Here is a 20153-nt window from a genome sequence, read left to right on the forward strand (position 1 = left end):
GACGCTCCGCCGAGGGCGGTGGGAAGGTTCCCAGCATTCCGATGAGAACGTTCCCACAATCGCGTCGCGGGGCGTTCCCGGCCCGTTGTGGGAACGTTCCCAACCTGCTCGGAGAGGACCCGCGTGACCACCGCAACCCTGCCCCTCAAGCCCATCACCGAGGACTTCAAGGAGGCCGTGGCCTTCGCCCTGAGCCAGCACGGGACGGCCCGCGCCTTCGTGGCCGAGGCCGTCGCGGCCGGACTGCGCAATGTCTTCCTGGTCGGCTGCGGAGGCTCGCTCACCGCCTCCTACCCGGTGCACTTCCTCCTGGAGACCCGCGCCGGATTCCCCGTCTTCCACATGAACAGCGACGAGTTCAACCTGCGCAAGCCCGCGCTGCTCGGCGAAGGCTCCCTCGTCCTGGTCTCCTCGCACACCGGCACCACCAAGGAGACCGTCGCAGCGGCCCACTACGCCCGCTCCACCGGCGCCAGGGTCGCCGCGCTCACCCGCGACGACGACAGCCCCCTGGCGCAGGCCGCCGACATCGCCTTCACGTACCGCAGCGAGGACACCGTCGTCGCCCCCAAGGGCGTCCTCTTCGGTCAGCTCGCGTACGCGCTGTTGGAGAGCACGGGTGTGAAGGGCGACTACGCGGCCGTCCGCAAGGCGTACGAAGCGCTGCCCGACGCCCTTTACACCGCCCAGGAGGAGGGCGAGGCGCTCGCCCACTCCATCGCCACCGCGCTGGCCGACGAACCGGTGACGTACGTGCTCTCCGCAGGCCCCAACTACGGCGCGGGCTACGGATTCACCATGTGCTACCTGATGGAGATGCAGTGGAAGCACGGCGGCAGCTACCACGCCGGTGAGTTCTTCCACGGCGCCTTCGAGGTCGTCACCGAGGACCAGCCGGTGATCCTCTTCCTCGGCGAGGACGCCACCCGCCCGATGGCCGAGCGCACCAAGGCGTTCCTCGACAAGTACACGCGCAAGGCCCACTACGTCGACTCCCGGCTCTTCTCGCTGCCCGGCGTGCCGGAGGCGGTACGGGGTGACATCACGCCCATCGCGCTGGACGTCTTCGGCACCCGGCTGGCCCGGCACTACGAGTCCGTGCGCGGCCACGACCTCGACAAGCGCCGCTACATGTTCCAGGTCGAGTACTGAGTCCGCGCCGCCGCGGCCGCCCGGCCCGGTGCGCGTCGACGTGCACCGGGCCGGGCCGGGCCCCCGGAGCCAACTGGAGGAAAGAGCGGTATGCGCATCTGCGGACTCGGCGACAACGTCGTCGATCGCTACCCCCGGCGCGGACTGATGTACCCGGGCGGCAACGCCCTCAACGTCGCGGTGCACGCGGCACGTTGCGGTGCCGAGGCCGCGTACCTCGGCGTCACCGGCAGCGACGCGGCCGGCCGGCACGTACGGGCGGCGCTGGCGGCCGAGGGCGTATCGACGGAACGGTCCCGTATCGCCGACGGGCCCAACGCCTACGCCACCGTCCACATCGACCGCCACGGCAACCGCACCTTCGGCGACTGCGACGAGACGATCTCCCTCTTCACCCCGGACGACGCCGACCTGCGCTGGCTGCGCGGCTTCGACCTGGTGCACACCGGCGACTGCAGCGGCATGGAGGAGCAGCTGCCGCGGCTGGCCGCCGCCTGCCCGGTGAGCTTCGACTTCTCGGACCGGGAGTGGAGTTACGCCGAGCCGCTGCTGCCGTTCGTGCGCGGTGCCGTCCTCTCGCGGCCCGGCGCGGACGACGCGGAGGCCGTCGGGCTGCTGGCCGCGGCGCACCGCCTCGGCGCGAAGCTGGCCGTGGTGACGCGCGGTGCCCGAGGCGCGTACCTGTCGTACGAGGGCACCACGCACCACCAGCCGGTGGTGCCCGTCCGCGCCACCGACACCCTCGGCGCCGGCGACTCCTTCATCGCCGCCCTGCACCTCGCCCTCCACCGGGGCCGTCCCCTTGCCGACGCGGCCGGGTACGCCGCCACGTACGCGGCGGCCGTCTGCACCCTGCCCGGCGCCTTCGGCCGGCCGCTCGCCCTGGACGGCGCGCACCCCCGCGACCCGTCCCGATGTCCCTGACCGCCTCGCCAGAACTCCCCGCCAGGAGAGAGCCGATGCGCCGCACTCCCGCCACCGTCGCCGGCCGCCTGCTCGTCATCCTGCTGACCTTGCTGGTCAGCGGATGCGGACAGGCCCCCGTCCGCGTCACCCCGAACGACTTCGCCCTCGACGGGCCGCCGCGCGGGCACCTCACCGTCCTGGAGAAGTGGGCCGACCCGGAGTACGCCCCGTACTTCGAGGCGGCGGTCCGTGAGTACGAGCGCCGGAACCCGGGCGTGCGCATCGACCTCCAGGCCGTCGGCGACCAGCCGTACAAGGACCGCATCGCGGTGCTGGCCGCCTCCCGGAAGATGCCCGACATCTACTTCGCCTGGCCCGGCCGGTACGCGCGGAAGTTCGCCGACGGCCGGCTCGCCGCCGACCTGTCGGAACCCCTCGACGGCACCGCGTGGGGCCGGTCGTTCGAGGCGGACGCGCTGGACGCGTTCACCTTCGGCGGGCGCCGGTACGGGGTGCCGCTGGACATGGACGCCAAGGTCTTCGCGTACAGCAAGGAGATTTTCGCGCGGGCCGGCGTCCCCCGGGAGCCGCGGACCTTTCCCGAACTGCTGACGGCCTGCGACCGCATCTCCGCGGCGGGCCGCACCCCGCTCGCCTTCGGCAACCAGTACGGCTGGCCCGCCGGCCACCTGCTCACCCAGTTCAACGCGATGGAGGTACCGCCCGCCGTCCTGGCCAGGGACTACGACGGTGACGGAGGTACGGAAGCCTTCACCCACCCCGGCTACGAGCGCGCCTTCGACGACCTCGCCCAGCTCAGGAAGCACTGCATGGGGCCGTCCGGTACGAGCATGAGCCACGAGTCCGCGCAGACCCGGCTGCTGTACGGCAAGGCGGCGATGCAGTACCTGGAGACGCTGGAGTTCTCCTACCTGAGCACCAAGGGCGGCGCCCCGGCGAAGTTCGCGGCGGACTGGGACTTCTTCACCATGCCCGCCGTGCCGGGCGCCGCGGGCTCGGCCGGTGCCGTGGCCGGAGGAGCGGACGGGCTGCTCGTCGCCAACTCCTCCCCGAACAAGGCGCTCGCCGTCGACTTCCTGAAGTTCCTCACCAGCCCGGACCAGGCCCGCAAGGTGGTGCGCGACCTGGGCTGGCTCAGCGCGGTCAGGGGCACGGCGGACGCCGCCCGTCTGAAGGGACTGCCCGAGGCGCAGCGCACCCTCGCCGCCAAGGACATGGCGCTGTGGCTCGACACCCGCGCCGACGACAAGATCGTCAACCCGTACCTCTCGGCGGCCGAAGCCGTCCTCGGGGGCCGCAGCAGTGCCGCGGAGGCGGTGCGCCAGGTACGCGAGGGTGCGCGGCAGGCCCACCGGTTCCGCGTCCGCGACTGATCCCCGGCCCCGTAGGCCCGTTTCCCGCTTCCCGCTTCCCGAAGGAGGTGCCACCGCCATGCAGCGACGCCGATTCCGCCACGCCCTGTACGCCGCCCCCGCCCTCGCCCTGATCACCCTGTTCGTCTACTACCCGATCGTCGAGAACATCCGGCTCAGCCTCTTCAAGTTCAGCGTCTTCCAGCCCGGCATGCGCTACGTCGGCCTGGAGAACTACCGGCAGGCCCTCCAGGACCCGGTCTTCTGGAAAGCACTGGCCAACAACCTCGGTTACGCCGTCACGTCGGTGATCTTCCAGGTGGGGGCGGCACTGGTGCTGGCCGCGGTCCTCGAAGGGCTCATCGGGCGGCGGCTGCGCGGGCTGCTGCGCACCGTCTACTTCATCCCCGCAGCCGTCTCCATGACAGTCGCCGGCCTGCTCTTCCAGTTCCTCTATCAGCCGGACGCGGGCCTGCTCAACAGCGCGCTGGAGGGCCTGGGGCTCGGCCGTTTCGCGCACGACTGGCTGGGCGACCCGGCCACCTCCATCTGGGGCGTCGTGGCCATGAGCCAGTGGCAGTCCTTCGGTTACACCACGATGCTGCTGACCGTCGCCGTCCAGCGGATTCCGCGTGAGCTGTACGAGGCGGCGACCGTGGACGGCGCGGGCCGCGTCCGCACCTTCTTCGCCGTCACCGTCCCGATGGTCCGCGAGATGACGACCCTGCTCGTCATCCTCACCGTCTCCGGAGCGTTCCTCGTGTTCAACGAGGTGATGGTGATGACCGGCGGCGGGCCCTCCAACTCCAGCCAGACCCTGGGCACCTGGCTGTACGCCAGTGCCTTCACCGGAGACGACATGGGGTACGCCGCGGCCGTCGGTACCGTCATGTTCGCCATCACCTTCGTGGCCGGTGCCGTCCAGCTCCTCCACTCGCGCCGGAAGGCGGTAGCGGCATGACCCTGACCCTGCACGAGCCCGCACCGGCGAAGGCCCCGCCGGCCGCGCCCGGCGAATGCCGCGGCAGGCCCGCCCGTTCCGGCTCGGTCGTGCTGCGCGTGCTCACGTACTGCGGACTCGCCGCACTCGCCGTGGCGGTCGTCTACCCGCTGTGCTGGATGGCCCTGTCCGGCCTCAAGACGAACGGGGAGATCTTCTCCGATCCGTGGGGACTGCCCGCGCACCCCGACTGGGGGACGTACGCCGACGCGTGGCATCAGGGGGTGCTGGGCTACCTGCTCAACAGCGTGCTGGTCACCGCCGCCAGCGTCCTGGCCGTCGTCCTGATCAGCGCCTGGGCGGCGTACGGCCTGACCCGGCTCGCCATGCCCTTCTCCCAGCCTGCACTGCTGCTCGTCCTCGGCGCCATGATGCTCTCGCCGACCGTGGCGCTGGTCCCGCTGACGCAGCTCCTCCAGGCGCTGCACATCTACGACACGTACGGGGCGCTGATCGTCCTCTACACCGCGTTCAAGGTGCCCTTCACCACCTTCCTGATCCGGGCCTACCTGCTGGGCCAGCCGGTGGAGGTGGAGGAAGCGGCGCTGATCGACGGGGCGGGCCGCCGGCAGATCTTCTGGCGGGTAGTCGTCCCGATGGCCCGGCCGATCCTGGTCTCCGCGGCCCTGCTCCAGGCGCTCTTCTCCTGGAACGAGTACGCCTTCGCGCTCGTCTTCATCACCGACGGCCACCTGAAGACGCTGCCCGTGGGGCTCGCCGACATGGCCGGGCGCCTCAACTCCGACTGGCCGGTGCTCTTCGCGGGCCTGACCATCGCCGCGCTCCCGATGATCGTGATCTTCCTGGTCGCGCAGCGGCACTTCGTACGCGGGCTGTCCGAGGGGATCGGCAAGTGAGCGGGGCAGCGGCAGGGCGTCGGCGCCGGTGATCGTGCGGGGGAGGCGGTGCCGTTGCAGGATGGCTGCATGCTGCTGGCTCGTCTCGCCCATGTGTCCGGGGAGGTCGCCGCCACCTCGGCGCGGTCCCAGAAGATCAAACTGCTGGCCGAACTGTTCCGCCAGGCCGAGCCCGACGACGCGCCGGTGGCCATCGCCTACCTGGCCGGGCGGTTGCCGCAGGGCCGTATCGGGGTCGGCTGGAGCGTCCTGCGGGACCCGGTGCCGCCCGCGGACACCGACACGCTGACCGTGCTCGGCACCGACACGGCGCTGACCGCGCTGGCCGCCGTCGCGGGGCCCGGTTCGCAGGCCGAGCGGCGCCGCCTCGTACAGGAGCTGCTGGGGGCGGCGACGGCGGAGGAGCAACGTTTTCTCATCGGGCTGCTGACCGGCGAGGTACGGCAGGGCGCACTGGACGCCGTCGCCGCCGAGGCGATCGCCTCGGCGGCCGAGGCGCCCGTCGCGGACGTACGGCGGGCCGTGATGCTGGCCGGCTCCTTGGAGGAGGTGGCCCGCGGCCTGCTCGCCGAGGGGCCCTCGGCGCTGGCCGAGTTCCGGCTGACGGTGGGCCGCCCCGTCGGGCCGATGCTGGCGCACGGCGCGAAGTCCCTGGCCGAGGCGGTCGACAAGGCCGGGCGGTGCGCCGTCGAGGAAAAACTGGACGGCATCCGGGTGCAGGTGCACCGCGACGGCACGGACGTACGGATCTACACCCGCACCCTCGACGACGTCACCGACCGGCTGCCCGAGATCACCGAGGCCGCGCTCGCCCTGGAAGCACCCTGCTTCGTCCTGGACGGCGAGGTGATCGCGCTCGGCGACGACGGGCGCCCGCTGCCGTTCCAGCGGATCGCGGGCCGCTTCGGCTCGCGGGTGGACGTGGCCGCCGCACGGGCCGCGCTGCCGCTGTTCCCGGTTTTTTTCGACGTCCTCGCCGTGGACGGCCACGACCTCCTGGACCTGCCCGGCGACCGGCGGCACGCGGAACTGGTCCGGCTGGTCCCCGAGGAGCGCCGGGTGCGCCGGACGGTGGTCGAGGACCCGGCCGACACCGAGGCGCGCCGGGCTGCCGAGGACTTCTGGGCCGAGACGCTGCGCCGCGGCCACGAAGGAGTCATGGTCAAGGCGCTGGACGCCCCGTACAGCGCGGGCCGCCGGGGCGCCGCCTGGCTGAAGGTCAAGCCGGTGCACACGCTCGACCTGGTGGTGCTGGCCGCCGAATGGGGGCACGGCCGCCGTACCGGCAAGCTCTCCAACCTCCACCTCGGCGCGCGCGGCCCGGACGGCACGTTCGTCATGCTCGGCAAGACCTTCAAGGGGCTCACCGACGTCATGCTGGCCTGGCAGACGGAACGTCTGCGCGAGCTGGCGGTGGACGAGAGCGGGTACGTCGTGACGGTACGCCCCGAGCTGGTTGTGGAGATCGCGTACGACGGGCTGCAGACCTCGACCCGCTACCCGGCGGGCGTGACGCTGCGGTTCGCCCGGGTGCTGCGCTATCGCGAAGACAAGACGGCCGCCGAGGCGGACACGGTGGAGACGGTCCTGGCCGCGCACGAGCGGCCGGGGACGGACGCGGCCGGGGACGGGTGAGTCCGGCGGGCCGGAAGCCCCGGCGGGCCCGGCCGCGACCGCTGATCCGGGTGGCCGCCGGGCGGGCGAGGGCCCGGCGGCAGGCGAACGGGGCCCGGCGGCGGCCCGGATGTCCGCCCTGCCCGATTGCTCTGGCACTATGACGGGACAGGGCCCCGACCGCTGGTCAGGGCCCTGGGTGGCGGCGACGCCTCCGTGAAATCGATTACCCGCACCGTGTCGAAGGGGAGGTGCCCGGTAGCACCAGCCGTGGCAGGCCCCGTCCGCCGGGCCCGGTGCGCCGCCGTCCGTCCGCGCTCTTCCGGTAACAGCCCTCACAGCTGTGCACCAAGAGATCCACTTCAACACCTTCAGCTGAGCAAAGGGGCTCTTCCGTTGGCCAGAAAGATCATTCTCGACTGCGACCCCGGGCACGACGACGCCATCGCCATGCTCCTGGCGTACGGCAATCCCGACATCGACCTGGTCGCCGTGACCACCGTGGTCGGCAACCAGACCCTGGAGAAGGTCACCCGCAACGCGCTGTCCGTGGCCCGCATCGCCGGTATCACCGGCGTGCCCTTCGCGGCCGGCAGCCCGCGGCCCCTCGTCCGGACCATCGAGAACGCGCCCGAGATCCACGGCGACACCGGACTGGACGGCCCGGACCTGCCCGAGCCGAACTTCGAGCTCGACCGCCGGCACGCCGTCGACCTCATCATCGACACGGTCATGTCGCACGAACCGGGCGAAATCACCATCGTCCCGACCGCCGGCCTGACCAACATCGCGCTCGCCGTGCGCAAGGAGCCCCGGATCGCCGAGCGCGTCCGCGAGGTCGTCCTGATGGGCGGCGGCTTCCACGAGGGCAACTGGAGCGCGGTCGCCGAGTTCAACATCGTCATCGACCCGCACGCCGCGCACATCGTCTTCAACGAGCGCTGGCCCGTCACCATGGTCGGCCTCGACCTGACGCACCAGGCGCTGGCGACCCCCGAGGTCACCAAGAAGATCGCCGACGTCGGCACCGAGCCCGCCCGGTTCGTCCTGGAACTGCTGGACTTCTTCCGCGACGCCTACCGGGAGAACCAGGGCTTCGAGTTCCCGCCGGTGCACGACCCGTGCGCGGTCGCCTACGTCATCGACCCGGACGTGATGACCGTACGCAAGGCCCCGGTGGACATCGAGCTGACCGGCGGCCTCACCATGGGCATGACCGTCACCGACTTCCGCTGGCCCATCCCCGAGGACTGCCGCACCCAGGTCGCCGTCAAGCTCGACCACGAGCGGTTCTGGAACCTCGTGGTGGACGCCCTGGAGCGCATCGGCGACGTCGAGGCATGAGCGCGCCGCACACCGCCCGGCCCGCCGAAACGACCGGCCCAGGGCGTTCCGTACGGATCGGCGTGCTGGTCACGGCGCTGCTGACGGCCTGTGTCGCCTTCCAGCTCAACGCCAGCATGCTCAGTCCCGCGCTGAAGAGCATCGAGGACAGCCTCGGCGCCACCTCGGCCGAGATCGGGATCACCCAGACCGCGTTCTTCACCTCCGCGGCGCTGTTCTCGCTGTTCCTGCCGCGGCTCGGCGACATCGTCGGCCGCCGCAAGGTGCTCGCCGGGATGATGGCCCTGATGGTCGTCGGCTGCATCGTGGCGGCACTGGCGCAGAGCGTGCCGATGCTGTTCGTCGGCCGCGTCATCCAGGGCGTGTCCGGGCCGACCGTCCCGCTGTGTCTGATCATGCTGCGGGTCGAGGTCACCGAGCCCAAGCGGTACGGCACGCTGCTCGGCGTGATCACCGCGGTCAACGGCGGCATCGCGGGCATCGACTCGCTCGCCGGCGGCTACCTCGCCGACCGGCACGGCTTCGCCGCGGTCTTCTGGGCCATGGCCGTCGTCGCCGCGATCGCCGCCGCCCTGGTCGCCGTCATGGCGCCGGAGTCGAAGGCCCCCGACAGCCACCGGATGGACTGGCCGGGCGTCCTGCTGCTCGTCGTGTCGGTCGGCTCGCTGCTCGTCGCGCTCAACGAGGCGGGCAAGCTGGCCGCCGCGAACTGGCCGCTGATCGCGGTCCTGGTGGTCGTGGCGGCGGTCGCGTTCTGGCTGTTCTGGCGCACCGAGGACCGTTCCGGGCACCCCCTGGTCGCAACGAGGCACCTGCGGCAGCGCTCGACCTGGGCGACACTGCTGACCACGATGCTGACGATGACGGGCGTCTTCGCCGTCATGAACGGGCTCATCCCCGCCTTCGCGCAGGACGCGCAGGCCGGGCTCGGCATGTCGGCCGAGCAGTCCGCCTGGTGGACGCTCACGCCGTACGCCATCGCGGGTCTCGCCATGGGCCCGATCGCCGGCCGGCTGGCGGCGACGTTCGGGTACGGGCGCATCCTGCGGCTGGGCCTCGTCGGCGCGGCGGCGACCGTCGTCCTGATGATTCTCACGCTCTCCGCCCACTCCAAGGGGCTGCTGCTGGCCGCCTCCATCCTGGTGGGCATCACCTACGCGGGCGTGGCGAACATCGTGCTCAACGGGCTCGGCATCGTGCTGTCGCCCAAGGAGAACCCGGGCTTTCTGCCGGGCCTGAACGCCGGTGCCTTCAACCTCGGCTCCGGTCTCAGCTTCGCGGCCTTGTACGCGGTCAAGACCGCCGTACCGGCCGACGACCCGTCGTCCGCCTCGGGCTACACGGCCGGCATGATCGCGGGAGTCGTCATCATGGCCGTCGCCCTCGTGGTGTCGTTCCTGATCCCGAAACCGGTGGCAGCCGAAGCGCACGAGTGACCGCCGCTGAGCGGCACCGGACGGCCCGGTCTCCCCTCGCCCGAAGACGCGAGGAGAGACCGGGCCGTCGTATGTGGCGGGGGCCTTCCGCGGCATCGAGAGACTCGGGCGTCATGATGCGCATCTGAGAGAGAAGCTGGAAGGCGTTGGCGGCCCCGAGGACGTCCCCGGACCGCTCGCGGCGTTCCTCCCTGATGAGTTCCGTGCTGCGCTGTGAGTTCCGTGCTGCGCTGCAGATCTCGTAGCCGGTGCCTCGTGAGCCAGAGTGCCGCGAGGTATTCGCTTACAGCTGTTGCTTCGCGGCTCGTTCGCGGGACGCGTGCTCCCGATGCCATCGCGACCGTTCGCCCAGGAGGGTCGTACTGACGCAGAGAAGGGCACCGAGCGCAGTACCCGCGAGAGTCCCCCGGTCCACGGGGCACACCGTAGGGACGCCGTGCCTCCTGGCCCAGAGCGCGGTGTCCGTGACCCGGACCCGCTGAGCATCGTTCCACGGACCTCAGGCGCGCTGCCCCGGGAGAGCGGTGGCGATCCGCCCGAGCAGGGCGGCCAGCTCGGCGGGTGCCGCCAGGAAGGGGGAGTGGCCGGTGCCGAGCCGTTCGACGCGGGTGGCGTTCGCGGCCATCTTCGTCTGCATGGCGGGCTGGAGCGCCTGGTCGCCTTCGCAGATCACGTACGTGGAGGGCACGGTGCGCCACGCCGCCCGGGTCACCGGCTCCTGGAAGGACCGCCGGCTCTGCTCGACAAGGTGGCCGACGGCCCGCTCGGCCACGGCGTCCGGCACGTCCCCGTACAGCGACGCACGCGGGTCCTCGAAGATGGGCGGCTGGACGCCCTTGAGGTCCACGCCCTTGGACGCGTCGCGACCGTGCAGGCTGCCGAGCGACTCGCCCTCCGACGGCATGTACGCCGTGAGGTAGACGAGGTGGGTGACGTGCGCATGGCCGACGGCGGCCTCGGTGACGGGGATGCCGCCGTAGGAGTGGCCGACGACGACCACCGGGCCCTCGATCTCGCGCAGCCGTGCCGATATCGCTTCGGCGTCGTCGTACACACCGGCGGTGGGCACGGCCTGCGGGCCGGAGCTGGGCAGGTCGACGGTGTGGGACGGCAAGCCGTCGGCCGCGAGGGCGTCCTGGAGGGCGGACCAGCACCTGGACCGGTGCCAGGCGCCGTGGACGAGCAGGAAGGACGGACGGGCTGCGGCGGTGGACATGACGGTGCGACTCCTGACGGTCGGTCGGGGAGGCTTCTCGACGGCTTCCGAAGCAGCATGCAACACGACGTACGGAGCCCCGCGCCAGCGCATTCGACGTGTGCGAATCCGACATCGCGCACGCCCTGGCCGCGCGTTCCGACACCTTCGGAGCCGTCGGTTCAGCCGGCCGACGTCGCGTCCTCGACCACCATCGCGACGAAGTCCGTGGCGGCTCTGCGACGGGCGAACGGGTTGCGCAGGGGACGGGAGGGAGCGGCCGGGGGCGCGGTGACGGAGCCGTGCAGGCGGAGGGCCTCCTCGATCACCGGGTGCCACTCGGGAGCGAACGTCTTGAGGGCGTAGCGGCCCGCGGCACCCTTCGAGACGATCTCCCCGGTGGCCGCCGTGTGATGGAGACGGCTGACGCCGAGCACTCCCCAGGCCGTCGCCCGGCCGTTCAGTGCGGCCAGCCCCGTCAGGGACAGCGGTGCGCGGTGCGCGGTGTGCCAGCGCCGCCAGTAGCCGTCGAGGTTCCCCAGCGTCCAGTCGTGCAGGGCGGCCCGGTCCACGCCGACCTCGAAGCCGCCGGGCACCGGACCGCGTGCCGGTACGGCGTTTTTCGCGAGGACGGCCCAGGTCACCGGGTTGACCTCGAAGGCGTCGTCCGTACGGAACTTCCCTCGGAGGGTGTACGGCACGGCGGGGCACGAGGCGGGTCCCGCGGCGAGGTCCTGCCAGGTGACGTGGACACCGTCGAAGTACGGGCGCGCACGCTGGGCGCGCGTCTCGGCGTGCGCCTGTCCGAGCGCCGTGACGTCCGCCGCCGAGAGGCGCTGTGCGGTGACGGCCACGAAGTCGACGTCGCTGCGCCCCGGCCGGAAATCGCCCAGGGCGAGCGACCCGGTCAGATACAGCCCTTCGACGAGGCCGGGACGCGTCCGGTCCGCGCTCGCGAGGAAGGCGCGCACCACGGCTTCCACCGAGGGGTGCACCACACGTCTCCGCGCGCTGCCCGATTCACCGTGCATGGTCCTGTGTCCTCCCGTCCGCCGGCCGCGGCGGTGGTTCCGGTCGAGTGCCCCGTGTCCCGTGTCACGCGTGTGGCGGGCGAACGGTTCCGGTGCGGAATCCGTGCGCCCGCTCACCGGACGGCCGCGGTCAGCGGTAGCAGTACGAGTCGGAGGACGCGTCACCGCCCTGGAGGCGCGTCTGGTGGACGCGCAGCCCGCGGAAGTCCTCGCCGTGCGGGAAGAAACGGGGGTCGGGGGCGAGGCCGCCGCGCTCCGGGTCGGCGTCGAGTTTGGCGAGCCAGGGGTGGATGCCGTCGGGGTAGAACTGGTCGTCCCACGATCCGTACAGGCTGTTGGTGAGGTAGACGCGGCGTCCGTCACGGCTGAGTTCGACCATCTGCGGGCCGCCGGTCAGCGGCAGGCCCGGCGCGGCCGGGTGCGGCTGCCGGGCGGTGATGCCGCCGAGCCGTACGGACGCGGTCTTACGGGGGTGGGCGGGATCGCTGACGTCGTACTGGAGGAGTTCGCCGGTGCCCCACGCCGACACGTACAGCCAGCGGTCGTCCACCGACAGATTGATGTCGGTGACCAGCGGCGGCACCGCGCCGAACGGCTTGAGGGCCGGGGGCAGCTCCTCCTCCTTGGCGGGCTCCGCCGGGATCGTGATGACCTTGTGCGCCGTGAACCGGCCGTCGTCCTCGCGGTGCCACCTCCACACGGACGCCGACAGGTCCGCCACGCTCACCACGACGCCCGCGAAGCCCCACGTCGCCGCCGGGTCGTGCGCGGGCCGCAGTTCCAGCACCATCTGATGTTCGTCGCCCAGGTCGAGGCGTTGCAGGTGGCGGCCGGAGTCCAGCTCCCAGAAGTGCAGCGCGTGGCCGTACGCGCGGCCGAGCAGCAGCTCGGGGTCGACGCCGTTCTCGACCATCGACGGGGTGCCCCACTCGCTGGTCACCGCGATGTTGTGCTGAAGGTGCCACCACACGTCGTAGGCCAGGCGCTGCGGGCCGCGGTCCGTCTCCCAGGCGCGCAGGACCTCGAAGGTCTCGTGGTCGAGCAGCGCGACGCCGCCGGGACCGTCGGAGCCGTGCGCGCCGCCGAGGCAGGAGAGCAGGACGCCGCCGGGCCCGCAGTGGAGGGTGTGCGGCCGCGAATAGCCCGCCGCGTCGGCCAGTTCGGCGGGTTCGATCACCTTCACGAGGCGGGGGCGGGCCGGGTCCGGGCGGGTGTCGAACACGTGCAGCCGGGAGGAGCGGAGTCCCGGCACCAGTAAGTAGCGACGTTCGGGCTGGTGGTGTCCCTCATGGGCGAGGGCGCTGGAGCACGCGTTCCAGCCGAAGTGGTGGAGCTCGTCGCCGAGCCCGGGTACGTCGGCGAGGTGCAGCACCCGTCCGTACGAACTCGACGCGGGGTCGGTGTCCACGACGATCAGCGCGTCCGGGCGCCGGGCGGAGCGGTCGAAGCCGACGAGGTAGGCGAGTTTCTCCGGGGGAGCGGTGACGGCCTCGGAGGGCGTGCGGTAGAGGGTGGGGTCGGGGTGGCCCGAGGGGTGCGCCTCGGCGGTGTGCCGCGGGTGGTCGGTGCCGTCGGGGTGAGTGCTGGGGGAGGTACGACCGGCGTGATCGGAAGTGGTCATCTTGTGGCTCTCCTCGGCTCCGTGGCCGGTTCCCCGGCCCTGCCTGCCGATCGGGCCGGACACCGCGCCGGGCTGTCCGTAACTGGCGGCCGCATCGGCATGCGTACGAACCGGCGCCGGCGGGACGGCACGCCCGGACCCGGCTCCGCGATGGCAGCGAGCCTCGCACAGGCCCTGCGTGCCGCCAAGGGCACACCGGCCGCGGACGGGCGGGCGGTGGCCGGAAGTCGCCGACCTGATGTCCGATTGTCAGACCCGTACGCGATGATCGCCTGTACGGACCGGCCGGATCCGACCGACCGGACCGCGCAGTGAACGGGCCGCCGAAGTCCGGCGGTTGCCGTACGGGCAACGAGATACGGGGTCATTGATGCGACGTTTGGGCACTGTGCTGACGGCGGTCGTGCTGGCGGGCGCGGCGGTGTCGGCGACGGCGGTGTCGGCGACGGCCGCCCCGGCGACGGGGGCCGCACCGGCCGCCGCGCCGTCGGCCGCATGCGACACCGGCGGCTGGGGGAGCGCCCTGAAGTCCGCCGACGCGCGCGACCACCAGCCGCTGAAGCAGATCAAGGCCGGGCAGCACGCCTGCTACGACCGGCTGGTCTTCGAGGTGCCGACCGCGGGCGGCAAGCCGGTCGGCTACCGGATCGGCTACGTGAAGGAGCTGCACCAGGACGGTTCCGGCGACCTGATCAAGGTCGGCGGCGGGGCCATTCTGGAGATCCGGGTGGCGGCGCCGAGCTACGACCCGGAGACGGGCAAGTCGACCTACCCGGGCAAGGCCGGCCAGCCGCTCCCGGGGGTGGACGTCAAGGGTTACCGCACCTTCAAGGACACCCGGTTCGGGTCCAGCTTCGAGGGCGACACGCAGATAGGTCTGGGAGTCGCCAAGCGGCTCCCGTTCCGTGTCGTCCAGCAGAAGAACCAGCTCATCGTGGATGTCGCCCACTCCTGAGCTGCGGCCGGCGTGCGATCGCTCCGCCGGTGATCCGCGCCTGAAGGCCGGCCGGCCGACTGTCCGACCGGTCGGCCGGCTCGTCCGCGAGAAAAGGGTTGCGTCACCACTACGTCTGGAGCACTCTATGCGAAGTGGTTGCGACGCGAGGCAGGTCCGCGCGTCCCCACGACCGACCCTGACCGCGATGCGCCCGCCGCATCGCCGGCGGAAACGAGGACCCTTTGCGCAAGCTCACCTATTTCGTCGCCTGCTCGATCGACGGCTTCATCGGCGACCCGAACGGTGACGCGTCGTCGATGATGCGGTACGTGAACGAGGAGTTCCTGGAGTTCCTCAAGACGCAGTACCCGGAGACCGTCTCCGCCGAGGGCCGTGCCGCCCTGAACTTCCACGACGCCGAGAACCAGCAGTTCGACACGGTGATCCAGGGGCGCGGCAGCTACCAGGTGGGCCTGGACGCCGGCACCACCAGCCCGTACGGCCACCTCCGCGAGTACGTGGCCTCCCGCAGCCTCGGCACGTCGCCCGACCCGAACGTGCACCTGATCACCGGCGACCTCGTCGGCGCCGTCCGTGCCCTCAAGGCCGAGGACGGCGACCTGGGCATCTGGCTCTGCGGCGGCTCGCAGCTCGCGGGACAGCTGCTCGACGAGGTCGACGAACTGGTGATCAAGACCTATCCGCAGGTGTACGGCAAGGGAATGCCGATGTTCGGCACGGACTTCGCGGTCACCGACTTCACCCTGGACTCCGTCCGCACCTTCGACAACGGCGTGCTCGTACGGAAGTACAGCCGCGCGCGCTGAACCCCGGCGGACGGGCTACGGGCCCACGCACCTCGGGACGCGACGCGGCAGGTATGGCCCGACGCCGCACGCGCCCGCCCGGCCTCAGGACGGCCGTGCCGTCACAATTCCGATCGTGACCAGGGCCAGCACCACCCAGGAGAACCAGAGCCAGCCACTGCCGCCCAGCGCCACGGTGTAGGCCGTCGCCACGACCAGTCCGCCCACCGTGATCGCCGCCATCGCCTTAGCAGATCCGGGCATCCCCGCAACCTCCTCACGGCGGCCGGCGGCCCAACGCCACGGGCCGCGGCCTCAAGGACATCGTCCCCGGCCGCGGCCCGCACCGCTACCTGTCGTGCCTGACTTCCGGTCAGTAATCGGTCACCCTGCGCCGCCGCCTTGGCCACGGGCCTGGAGGGAGGCCAGGTACGCGTTGTAGGCCGCCAGCTCCTGGTCGCCGTCCCGGGCCGCCGCGCGGTCCTTGCGCTGGTTCTGCCGTTCCTCGGACTTGTACCACTGGTAGAGGAGCGCGACGAGCACCAGTACGGACGGGATCTCGCTGAAGGCCCAGGCGATGCCGCCGGCCGCGCTCTGGTCGCTGAGCGCGTCGATCCCCAGTGAGGCCGGCGGGTTCTCGAACGTCTTGATCATCGTCTCGGTGCCCATCATCAGGGCGATGCCGAAGAACGCGTGGAAGGGCATGCCCGCGAACAGCTCCAGCATCCGCATGACGTAGCCGGGCCGGTGCGGCCCGGGGTCCACGCCCATGATCGGCCAGAAGAAGACCAGCCCCACCACCAGGAAGTGCACCATCATCGCGATGTGCCCGACCCGGTACTGCATCAGGTAGTCGAAGAGCGGCGTGAAGTACAGCGCGTACAGGCTCGCGATGAACATCGGGATGGTGAACGCCGCATGGGTGATCACCCGCATGTACCGGCTGTGCAGCAGCGCCACCAGCAGCTCACGCGGCCCCTTGCGGCCCCGCCCGGCCGCCGGCAGCGCGCGCAGCGTCAGCGTCACCGGCGCGCCGAGCAGCAGCAGGATCGGCGACAGCATGCTGATCACCATGTGCTGCACCATGTGCACGCTGAACATGGCCATGCCGTAGTCGTTGAGCTTGGTGCACATCACGAGCGCCACGGTCAGCACGCCGATGACCCAGGCGACCGTCCGGCCCACCGGCCAGTGATCACCGCGCCGCCGCAGCCGCACCACCGCCCACCCGTACAGAATCAGCCCCACCAGGCAACCGACCAGGAAGAACGGGTCTCCGCCGAACTCCATGCCGCGCCCCAGCGTGAACGGCGGCAGATCCATGTCCATGCCGTGCCCGCCGTGATCCATCCGCTCGCTCCTGATTCGTACCGATACTCCGCGACCAGACTAGAACCGCCCCCGGCCGGGGCATCGGCCGGGGGCGGTCACAGCGGGCGCCTGGCACCCGTACGGGCTGTCAGGGGCGCCGCGCGGCACTCGTTCCGGCTACAGGACGCACTCCGTCTCGGCGTACCGGTCCCCGGGCACCGTCTTCAGCGTCCGAACCGCCTCGGCCAGCGGCACCAGCGTGATGTCCGTCCCGCGCAGCGCCGTCATCATCCCGAACGCGCCGCGGTGCGCCGCCTCCACCGCGTGCCAGCCGAAGCGGGTCGCCAGCACCCGGTCGTACGCGGTCGGCGTGCCGCCCCGCTGCACATGGCCCAGGATCACCGCGCGGGCCTCCTTGCCGAGCCGCCGCTCCAGCTCCAGCGACAGCTGGCGGGCGACCCCGGCGAACCGCTCGTGTCCGTACATGTCGGTGCCGCCCACGTCGAAGGGCATCGTCCCCTCGCGCGGCTTGGCGCCCTCGGCGACCACCACGATCGCGAACTTCTTGCCCGCCTCGAACCGCTCACCGACCTTGCGGGTCAGCTCCGCCACGTCGAAGGGACGCTCCGGGACGACGATCGCGTGCGCGCCCGCCGCCATCCCGGAGTGCAGCGCGATCCAGCCCGTGTGCCGGCCCATGACCTCGACGATCAGCACCCGCTGGTGCGACTCGGCGGTGGTCTTCAGGCGGTCCAGGGCTTCGGTGGCGACGCCCACCGCCGTGTCGAAGCCGAAGGTCACGTCGGTCGCGGCGATGTCGTTGTCGATGGTCTTGGGCACGCCGACGATCGGCAGTCCGGCGTCGGACAGCAGCCGGGCCGCCTTCAGCGTCCCCTCGCCGCCGATCGGGATGATCGCGTCCAGCCCCAGCTCGGCGACGTGGCCGCGGGCCCGTTCCACGCCGTCCCGCAGGTGCGCGGGCTGCACCCGGGACGAGCCCAGGATGGTGCCGCCGCGCGCCAGGATGCCGCCGACGGCGTCCAGGTCCAGCTTGCGGTAGTCGCACTCCAGCAGGCCCTTCCAGCCGTCCCGGAAACCGATCACCTCGTCGCCGTGGTCGGCGGTGGCGCGGTGGACGACGGAGCGGATGACGGCGTTCAGACCGGGGCAGTCGCCGCCGGAGGTGAGTACACCAATACGCATGTTTCGCAGACCCTCTGCACATCGGAGCCCGTCCTCCGGGCCACGGCCGGGCGCGGGCTCTCGACCGGACGCCCGGACTCCGTCGTCCGGCTGGATGGCGCTCACCCTACAAGCGCGAGGGCCCCGCGGTACACGGACGCCCGCAGTGCGGACACTGCGGGCGTACCCGGTCGTACGGTGTGCGGCGAATCGTTACGCGGGCTGCGTGGCCGCGGCGATGCGCTCCTGCCGCAGGGCCTCGTACCAGCGGTCGTCGGCCGGCGGCAGCGCGTTGACGTCCAGCGCCAGCTTGATCAGCAGGTCGGCGATGTGCGGGTTGCGCGCCATGACCGGGCCGTGCATGTACGTACCGAAGACGGTGTCGTTGTACGCGCCCTCGTAGCCGTCGCCGACGCCGTTGCCCTTGCCGAAGCGGACCCGGGCGAACGGGCGGGCCGTCTGCCCCAGGTGGGTCACGCCCTGGTGGTTCTCGAAGCCGGTCAGCGGCGGGAGGTTCAGCTGCGGGTCGATGTCGCCCAGGACGTCACCGACGCAGCGCTCGCCCTCGCCGCGGGTGCTCACCACGTCCAGCAGACCCAGGCCCTGCTCCCGCTCCCCGAGGTCGTTGATGAACTCGTGGCCCAGGATCTGGTAGCCGGCGCACACCGAGAAGACGATCGCGCCGTTGGAGACCGCGCGGTTCAGGCCGCCGTCGCGGCGCAGCCGCTCGGCCGCCAGCCGCTGCGGCCGGTCCTCGCCGCCGCCGATCAGGTAGATGTCGCCGGAGGTGGGGATCTGCTGGTCGGAGCGGACGTCGAGGCGCTGGACGTCCAGGCCGCGCTGGCGGGCCCGGCGCTCCACCACCAGGGCGTTGCCCTGGTCGCCGTACGTGCTCAGCAGGTCCGGGTAGATCCAGACCAGCCGCAGGCTGTTGTCACTCATGCTCGCTCGTCCTTGTCGGGAAGGTCGCTGGTTCACGTCAGTTCCCCACTCGCCGGCGGAGGTCCTGGAAGGCGGTGTAGTTGGCGATGACCTCGATACGGCCCGGAGGAGCCGACTGCACCGCCTCGTCCACCGTGTCACACACCCGGAAGTCCAGGCCCGCGACCTCCAGGCGGACCGCCAGGTCCAGCTTGCGGTCGCCGATCACGAAGATCGGGTGACCGGCCAGCCGGGTGTAGTCGACGTCCCACAGCCAGGAGGTGTCCGTACCGTCCGCGCCGCGCGCGTTCACCGACAGGATCACCGGGGTCGGCGGCGGGTCGATCAGCGAGAACGTCTCCAGCCAGCCCGCCGGGTTCTTCGCCAGCAGCAGACGCAGGTCGCGCTGCATGAACGAGACCACGTCGTAGCGGCCCGCGACGGCCTGGACGGAGTACATCCGCTCCAGGGCGACCTGCGGCGGCACGCCGAACGCCGCGGCGACCGCCGCCGATGTCGTGGCGTTGGCCTTGTTCGCCCGGCCCGGCAGCTGGAGCCGGATCGGCCAGGCGCTGCCGTGCGGGTCGAGGACGTGGTCGCCGGAGAGCGCCCAGCTCGGCGTCGGGCGGCGGAAGCCGCACTCGCCGCAGAACCAGTCGTCGCCGGGGCGCTGCATCACACCGCCGCAGGACGGGCAGGACCAGGCGTCGTCCTTCCACTCCTGGCCCGCCGCGACCCACACCACGTTCGCCGACGACGAGGCCGCCCACACGATCAGCGGGTCGTCGCAGTTGGCGATGATCAGCGCCTTGGAGCCGGCCAGCCCCTCCCGCCAGTGCTCGGCGAGCATCCGGGTCTCCGCGGCGCGGTCGAGCTGGTCGCGCGAGAGGTTCAGCAGCGCTATGGCCTTGGGCGTCACGTCCCGCGCCACGCCCGCCAGGTACTTCTCGTCCACCTCGATGACGCCGAAGCGGGCGTCGGAGCCGCCGGCCAGCGCGGAGGTGATGCCCGCCGGCATGTTGGCGCCGAGCGCGTTGGAGACGACCGGGCCGCTGGCCCGCAGTGCCTCCGCGATCAGCCGCGTCGTGGTCGTCTTTCCGTTGGTCGCCGACACCAGCACCACGTCCAGGTGCCGGGCGAGCCGGGCCAGCAGGTCCGGGTCGAGCCGGAGCGCCACCTTGCCGCCGATCACCGATCCGCTGCCGCGGCCCGCCGCGCGCGACACCGCCGCCGCGGCCTTGCCCGCCGTCACGGCCAGCTTGGCCCGCGGCGACAGCGGCTCCGTGTTGCCTGCCATCGTCCTTGATCCTCCTTGCATCCGGCGCCCTCCCGCCCTTGGGGCTGCCGGTGGAACGCCTCCTCCGGAGCCGATGACCGGCCGGAGGCTTCGGTCGGGGATCAGCCTATCGAGATCCGGCGGCGGCCCCGAATCCCGCTACCCGTGCCGCGGCCTCCGCGACCCGCGAC

The 20153-nt window shown here is 71.7% G+C and carries 18 protein-coding genes; 10 read left to right on the plus strand and 8 right to left on the minus strand.

Translation table 11 applies throughout. The features are described from left to right. Positions 1-123: 123 nt before the first annotated feature. The 8 genes from OEIGOIKO_RS38105 (at position 124) to uriT (ending at position 9682) form a co-directional block, all read left to right on the plus strand. Positions 124-1152 (plus strand): SIS domain-containing protein, encoded by a 1029-nt coding sequence (locus tag OEIGOIKO_RS38105; RefSeq protein WP_125057870.1) that lies wholly within the window; start codon positions 124-126, stop codon positions 1150-1152. A 90-nt stretch (positions 1153-1242) separates the two neighbouring features. Continuing rightward, a complete protein-coding gene (locus tag OEIGOIKO_RS38110) occupies positions 1243-2076 on the plus strand; it encodes a PfkB family carbohydrate kinase (protein WP_125057871.1) in 834 nt (277 codons plus the stop codon). Between the two features lie 35 nt (positions 2077-2111). Beyond that, entirely contained in the window at positions 2112-3452 is a 1341-nt protein-coding gene (locus OEIGOIKO_RS38115) for an ABC transporter substrate-binding protein (protein ID WP_170251970.1), read from the plus strand. A gap of 58 nt (positions 3453-3510) precedes the next feature. Beyond that, positions 3511-4392, plus strand: a complete 882-nt coding sequence (locus OEIGOIKO_RS38120; protein WP_125057873.1) for a carbohydrate ABC transporter permease — start codon at positions 3511-3513, stop codon at positions 4390-4392. Beyond that, on the plus strand, positions 4389-5288 hold the full coding sequence (locus OEIGOIKO_RS38125) for a carbohydrate ABC transporter permease (protein WP_125057874.1): 900 nt from the start codon (positions 4389-4391) through the stop codon (positions 5286-5288). The genes OEIGOIKO_RS38120 and OEIGOIKO_RS38125 overlap by 4 nt, the downstream gene beginning before the upstream one ends. Before the next feature lie 69 nt (positions 5289-5357). Next, the gene (locus OEIGOIKO_RS38130) at positions 5358-6923 is read left to right on the plus strand and encodes an ATP-dependent DNA ligase (protein WP_125057875.1); all 1566 of its coding nucleotides are present in this window, start codon (positions 5358-5360) and stop codon (positions 6921-6923) included. Between the two features lie 375 nt (positions 6924-7298). Continuing rightward, positions 7299-8246, plus strand: a complete 948-nt coding sequence (gene uriH / locus OEIGOIKO_RS38135) for a uridine-preferring nucleoside hydrolase UriH (RefSeq protein WP_125057876.1) — start codon at positions 7299-7301, stop codon at positions 8244-8246. Further along, positions 8243-9682, plus strand: coding sequence for a uridine transporter UriT (gene uriT, locus OEIGOIKO_RS38140; RefSeq protein ID WP_125057877.1), 1440 nt, complete (start codon positions 8243-8245; stop codon positions 9680-9682). The genes uriH and uriT overlap by 4 nt, the downstream gene beginning before the upstream one ends. Before the next feature lie 499 nt (positions 9683-10181). Here the strand turns inward: uriT and OEIGOIKO_RS38145 are convergent, their stop codons facing one another. The 3 genes from OEIGOIKO_RS38145 to OEIGOIKO_RS38155 all read right to left on the minus strand — a co-directional run bounded on the left by OEIGOIKO_RS38145 (position 10182) and on the right by OEIGOIKO_RS38155 (position 13529). Further along, positions 10182-10898 (minus strand): alpha/beta hydrolase, encoded by a 717-nt coding sequence (locus tag OEIGOIKO_RS38145; protein ID WP_125057878.1) that lies wholly within the window; start codon positions 10896-10898, stop codon positions 10182-10184. Positions 10899-11059: 161 nt separating this feature from the next. After that, a complete protein-coding gene (locus OEIGOIKO_RS38150; RefSeq protein ID WP_125057879.1) occupies positions 11060-11908 on the minus strand; it encodes a nucleotidyltransferase domain-containing protein in 849 nt (282 codons plus the stop codon). A 130-nt stretch (positions 11909-12038) separates the two neighbouring features. Next, complete coding sequence (locus OEIGOIKO_RS38155) at positions 12039-13529, minus strand: selenium-binding protein SBP56-related protein (protein WP_125057880.1); 1491 nt, start codon at positions 13527-13529, stop codon at positions 12039-12041. 370 nt (positions 13530-13899) lie between these two features. Between OEIGOIKO_RS38155 and OEIGOIKO_RS38160 the strand changes: the two genes are divergently transcribed. Beyond that, positions 13900-14484 (plus strand): AMIN-like domain-containing (lipo)protein, encoded by a 585-nt coding sequence (locus OEIGOIKO_RS38160; protein ID WP_174857271.1) that lies wholly within the window; start codon positions 13900-13902, stop codon positions 14482-14484. A gap of 224 nt (positions 14485-14708) precedes the next feature. Then, a complete protein-coding gene (locus tag OEIGOIKO_RS38165; RefSeq protein WP_125057881.1) occupies positions 14709-15293 on the plus strand; it encodes a dihydrofolate reductase family protein in 585 nt (194 codons plus the stop codon). Between the two features lie 84 nt (positions 15294-15377). Here OEIGOIKO_RS38165 and OEIGOIKO_RS41970 read toward each other — a convergent pair whose 3' ends face one another. The 5 genes from OEIGOIKO_RS41970 to OEIGOIKO_RS38185 form a co-directional block, all read right to left on the minus strand. Continuing rightward, on the minus strand, positions 15378-15536 hold the full coding sequence (locus OEIGOIKO_RS41970; RefSeq protein WP_170251971.1) for a hypothetical protein: 159 nt from the start codon (positions 15534-15536) through the stop codon (positions 15378-15380). Between the two features lie 120 nt (positions 15537-15656). Further along, positions 15657-16622 (minus strand): cytochrome c oxidase assembly protein, encoded by a 966-nt coding sequence (locus tag OEIGOIKO_RS38170; protein ID WP_125057882.1) that lies wholly within the window; start codon positions 16620-16622, stop codon positions 15657-15659. A 138-nt stretch (positions 16623-16760) separates the two neighbouring features. After that, positions 16761-17786, minus strand: a complete 1026-nt coding sequence (locus OEIGOIKO_RS38175) for a 6-phosphofructokinase (protein ID WP_125057883.1) — start codon at positions 17784-17786, stop codon at positions 16761-16763. Positions 17787-17978: 192 nt separating this feature from the next. Further along, positions 17979-18707 carry a type 1 glutamine amidotransferase gene (locus OEIGOIKO_RS38180; protein WP_073762623.1) on the minus strand — a complete coding sequence of 243 codons (729 nt, stop codon included), beginning with the start codon at positions 18705-18707 and terminating at the stop codon, positions 17979-17981. A gap of 37 nt (positions 18708-18744) precedes the next feature. Continuing rightward, positions 18745-19983 carry a MurT ligase domain-containing protein gene (locus tag OEIGOIKO_RS38185; RefSeq protein ID WP_125057884.1) on the minus strand — a complete coding sequence of 413 codons (1239 nt, stop codon included), beginning with the start codon at positions 19981-19983 and terminating at the stop codon, positions 18745-18747. Positions 19984-20153: the final 170 nt, after the last annotated feature.

The sequence above is a fragment of the Streptomyces paromomycinus genome (assembly GCF_003865155.1).
Lineage (GTDB): Bacteria > Actinomycetota > Actinomycetes > Streptomycetales > Streptomycetaceae > Streptomyces > Streptomyces chrestomyceticus.

Excerpts from the sequence above, each read along its gene's own strand:
- OEIGOIKO_RS38110 (WP_125057871.1), top strand. The coding sequence starts at position 1,243 with ATGCGCATCTGCGGACTCGGCGACAACGTCGTCGATCGCTACCCCCGG.
- OEIGOIKO_RS38115 (WP_170251970.1), top strand. The coding sequence starts at position 2,112 with ATGCGCCGCACTCCCGCCACCGTCGCCGGCCGCCTGCTCGTCATCCTG.
- OEIGOIKO_RS38120 (WP_125057873.1), top strand. The coding sequence starts at position 3,511 with ATGCAGCGACGCCGATTCCGCCACGCCCTGTACGCCGCCCCCGCCCTC.
- OEIGOIKO_RS38125 (WP_125057874.1), top strand. The coding sequence starts at position 4,389 with ATGACCCTGACCCTGCACGAGCCCGCACCGGCGAAGGCCCCGCCGGCC.
- OEIGOIKO_RS38130 (WP_125057875.1), top strand. The coding sequence starts at position 5,358 with ATGCTGCTGGCTCGTCTCGCCCATGTGTCCGGGGAGGTCGCCGCCACC.
- uriT (WP_125057877.1), top strand. The coding sequence starts at position 8,243 with ATGAGCGCGCCGCACACCGCCCGGCCCGCCGAAACGACCGGCCCAGGG.
- OEIGOIKO_RS38145 (WP_125057878.1), bottom strand. The coding sequence starts at position 10,898 with ATGTCCACCGCCGCAGCCCGTCCGTCCTTCCTGCTCGTCCACGGCGCC.
- OEIGOIKO_RS38150 (WP_125057879.1), bottom strand. The coding sequence starts at position 11,908 with ATGCACGGTGAATCGGGCAGCGCGCGGAGACGTGTGGTGCACCCCTCG.
- OEIGOIKO_RS38155 (WP_125057880.1), bottom strand. The coding sequence starts at position 13,529 with ATGACCACTTCCGATCACGCCGGTCGTACCTCCCCCAGCACTCACCCC.
- OEIGOIKO_RS38160 (WP_174857271.1), top strand. The coding sequence starts at position 13,900 with ATGCGACGTTTGGGCACTGTGCTGACGGCGGTCGTGCTGGCGGGCGCG.
- OEIGOIKO_RS41970 (WP_170251971.1), bottom strand. The coding sequence starts at position 15,536 with ATGCCCGGATCTGCTAAGGCGATGGCGGCGATCACGGTGGGCGGACTG.
- OEIGOIKO_RS38170 (WP_125057882.1), bottom strand. The coding sequence starts at position 16,622 with ATGGATCACGGCGGGCACGGCATGGACATGGATCTGCCGCCGTTCACG.
- OEIGOIKO_RS38175 (WP_125057883.1), bottom strand. The coding sequence starts at position 17,786 with ATGCGTATTGGTGTACTCACCTCCGGCGGCGACTGCCCCGGTCTGAAC.
- OEIGOIKO_RS38180 (WP_073762623.1), bottom strand. The coding sequence starts at position 18,707 with ATGAGTGACAACAGCCTGCGGCTGGTCTGGATCTACCCGGACCTGCTG.
- OEIGOIKO_RS38185 (WP_125057884.1), bottom strand. The coding sequence starts at position 19,983 with ATGGCAGGCAACACGGAGCCGCTGTCGCCGCGGGCCAAGCTGGCCGTG.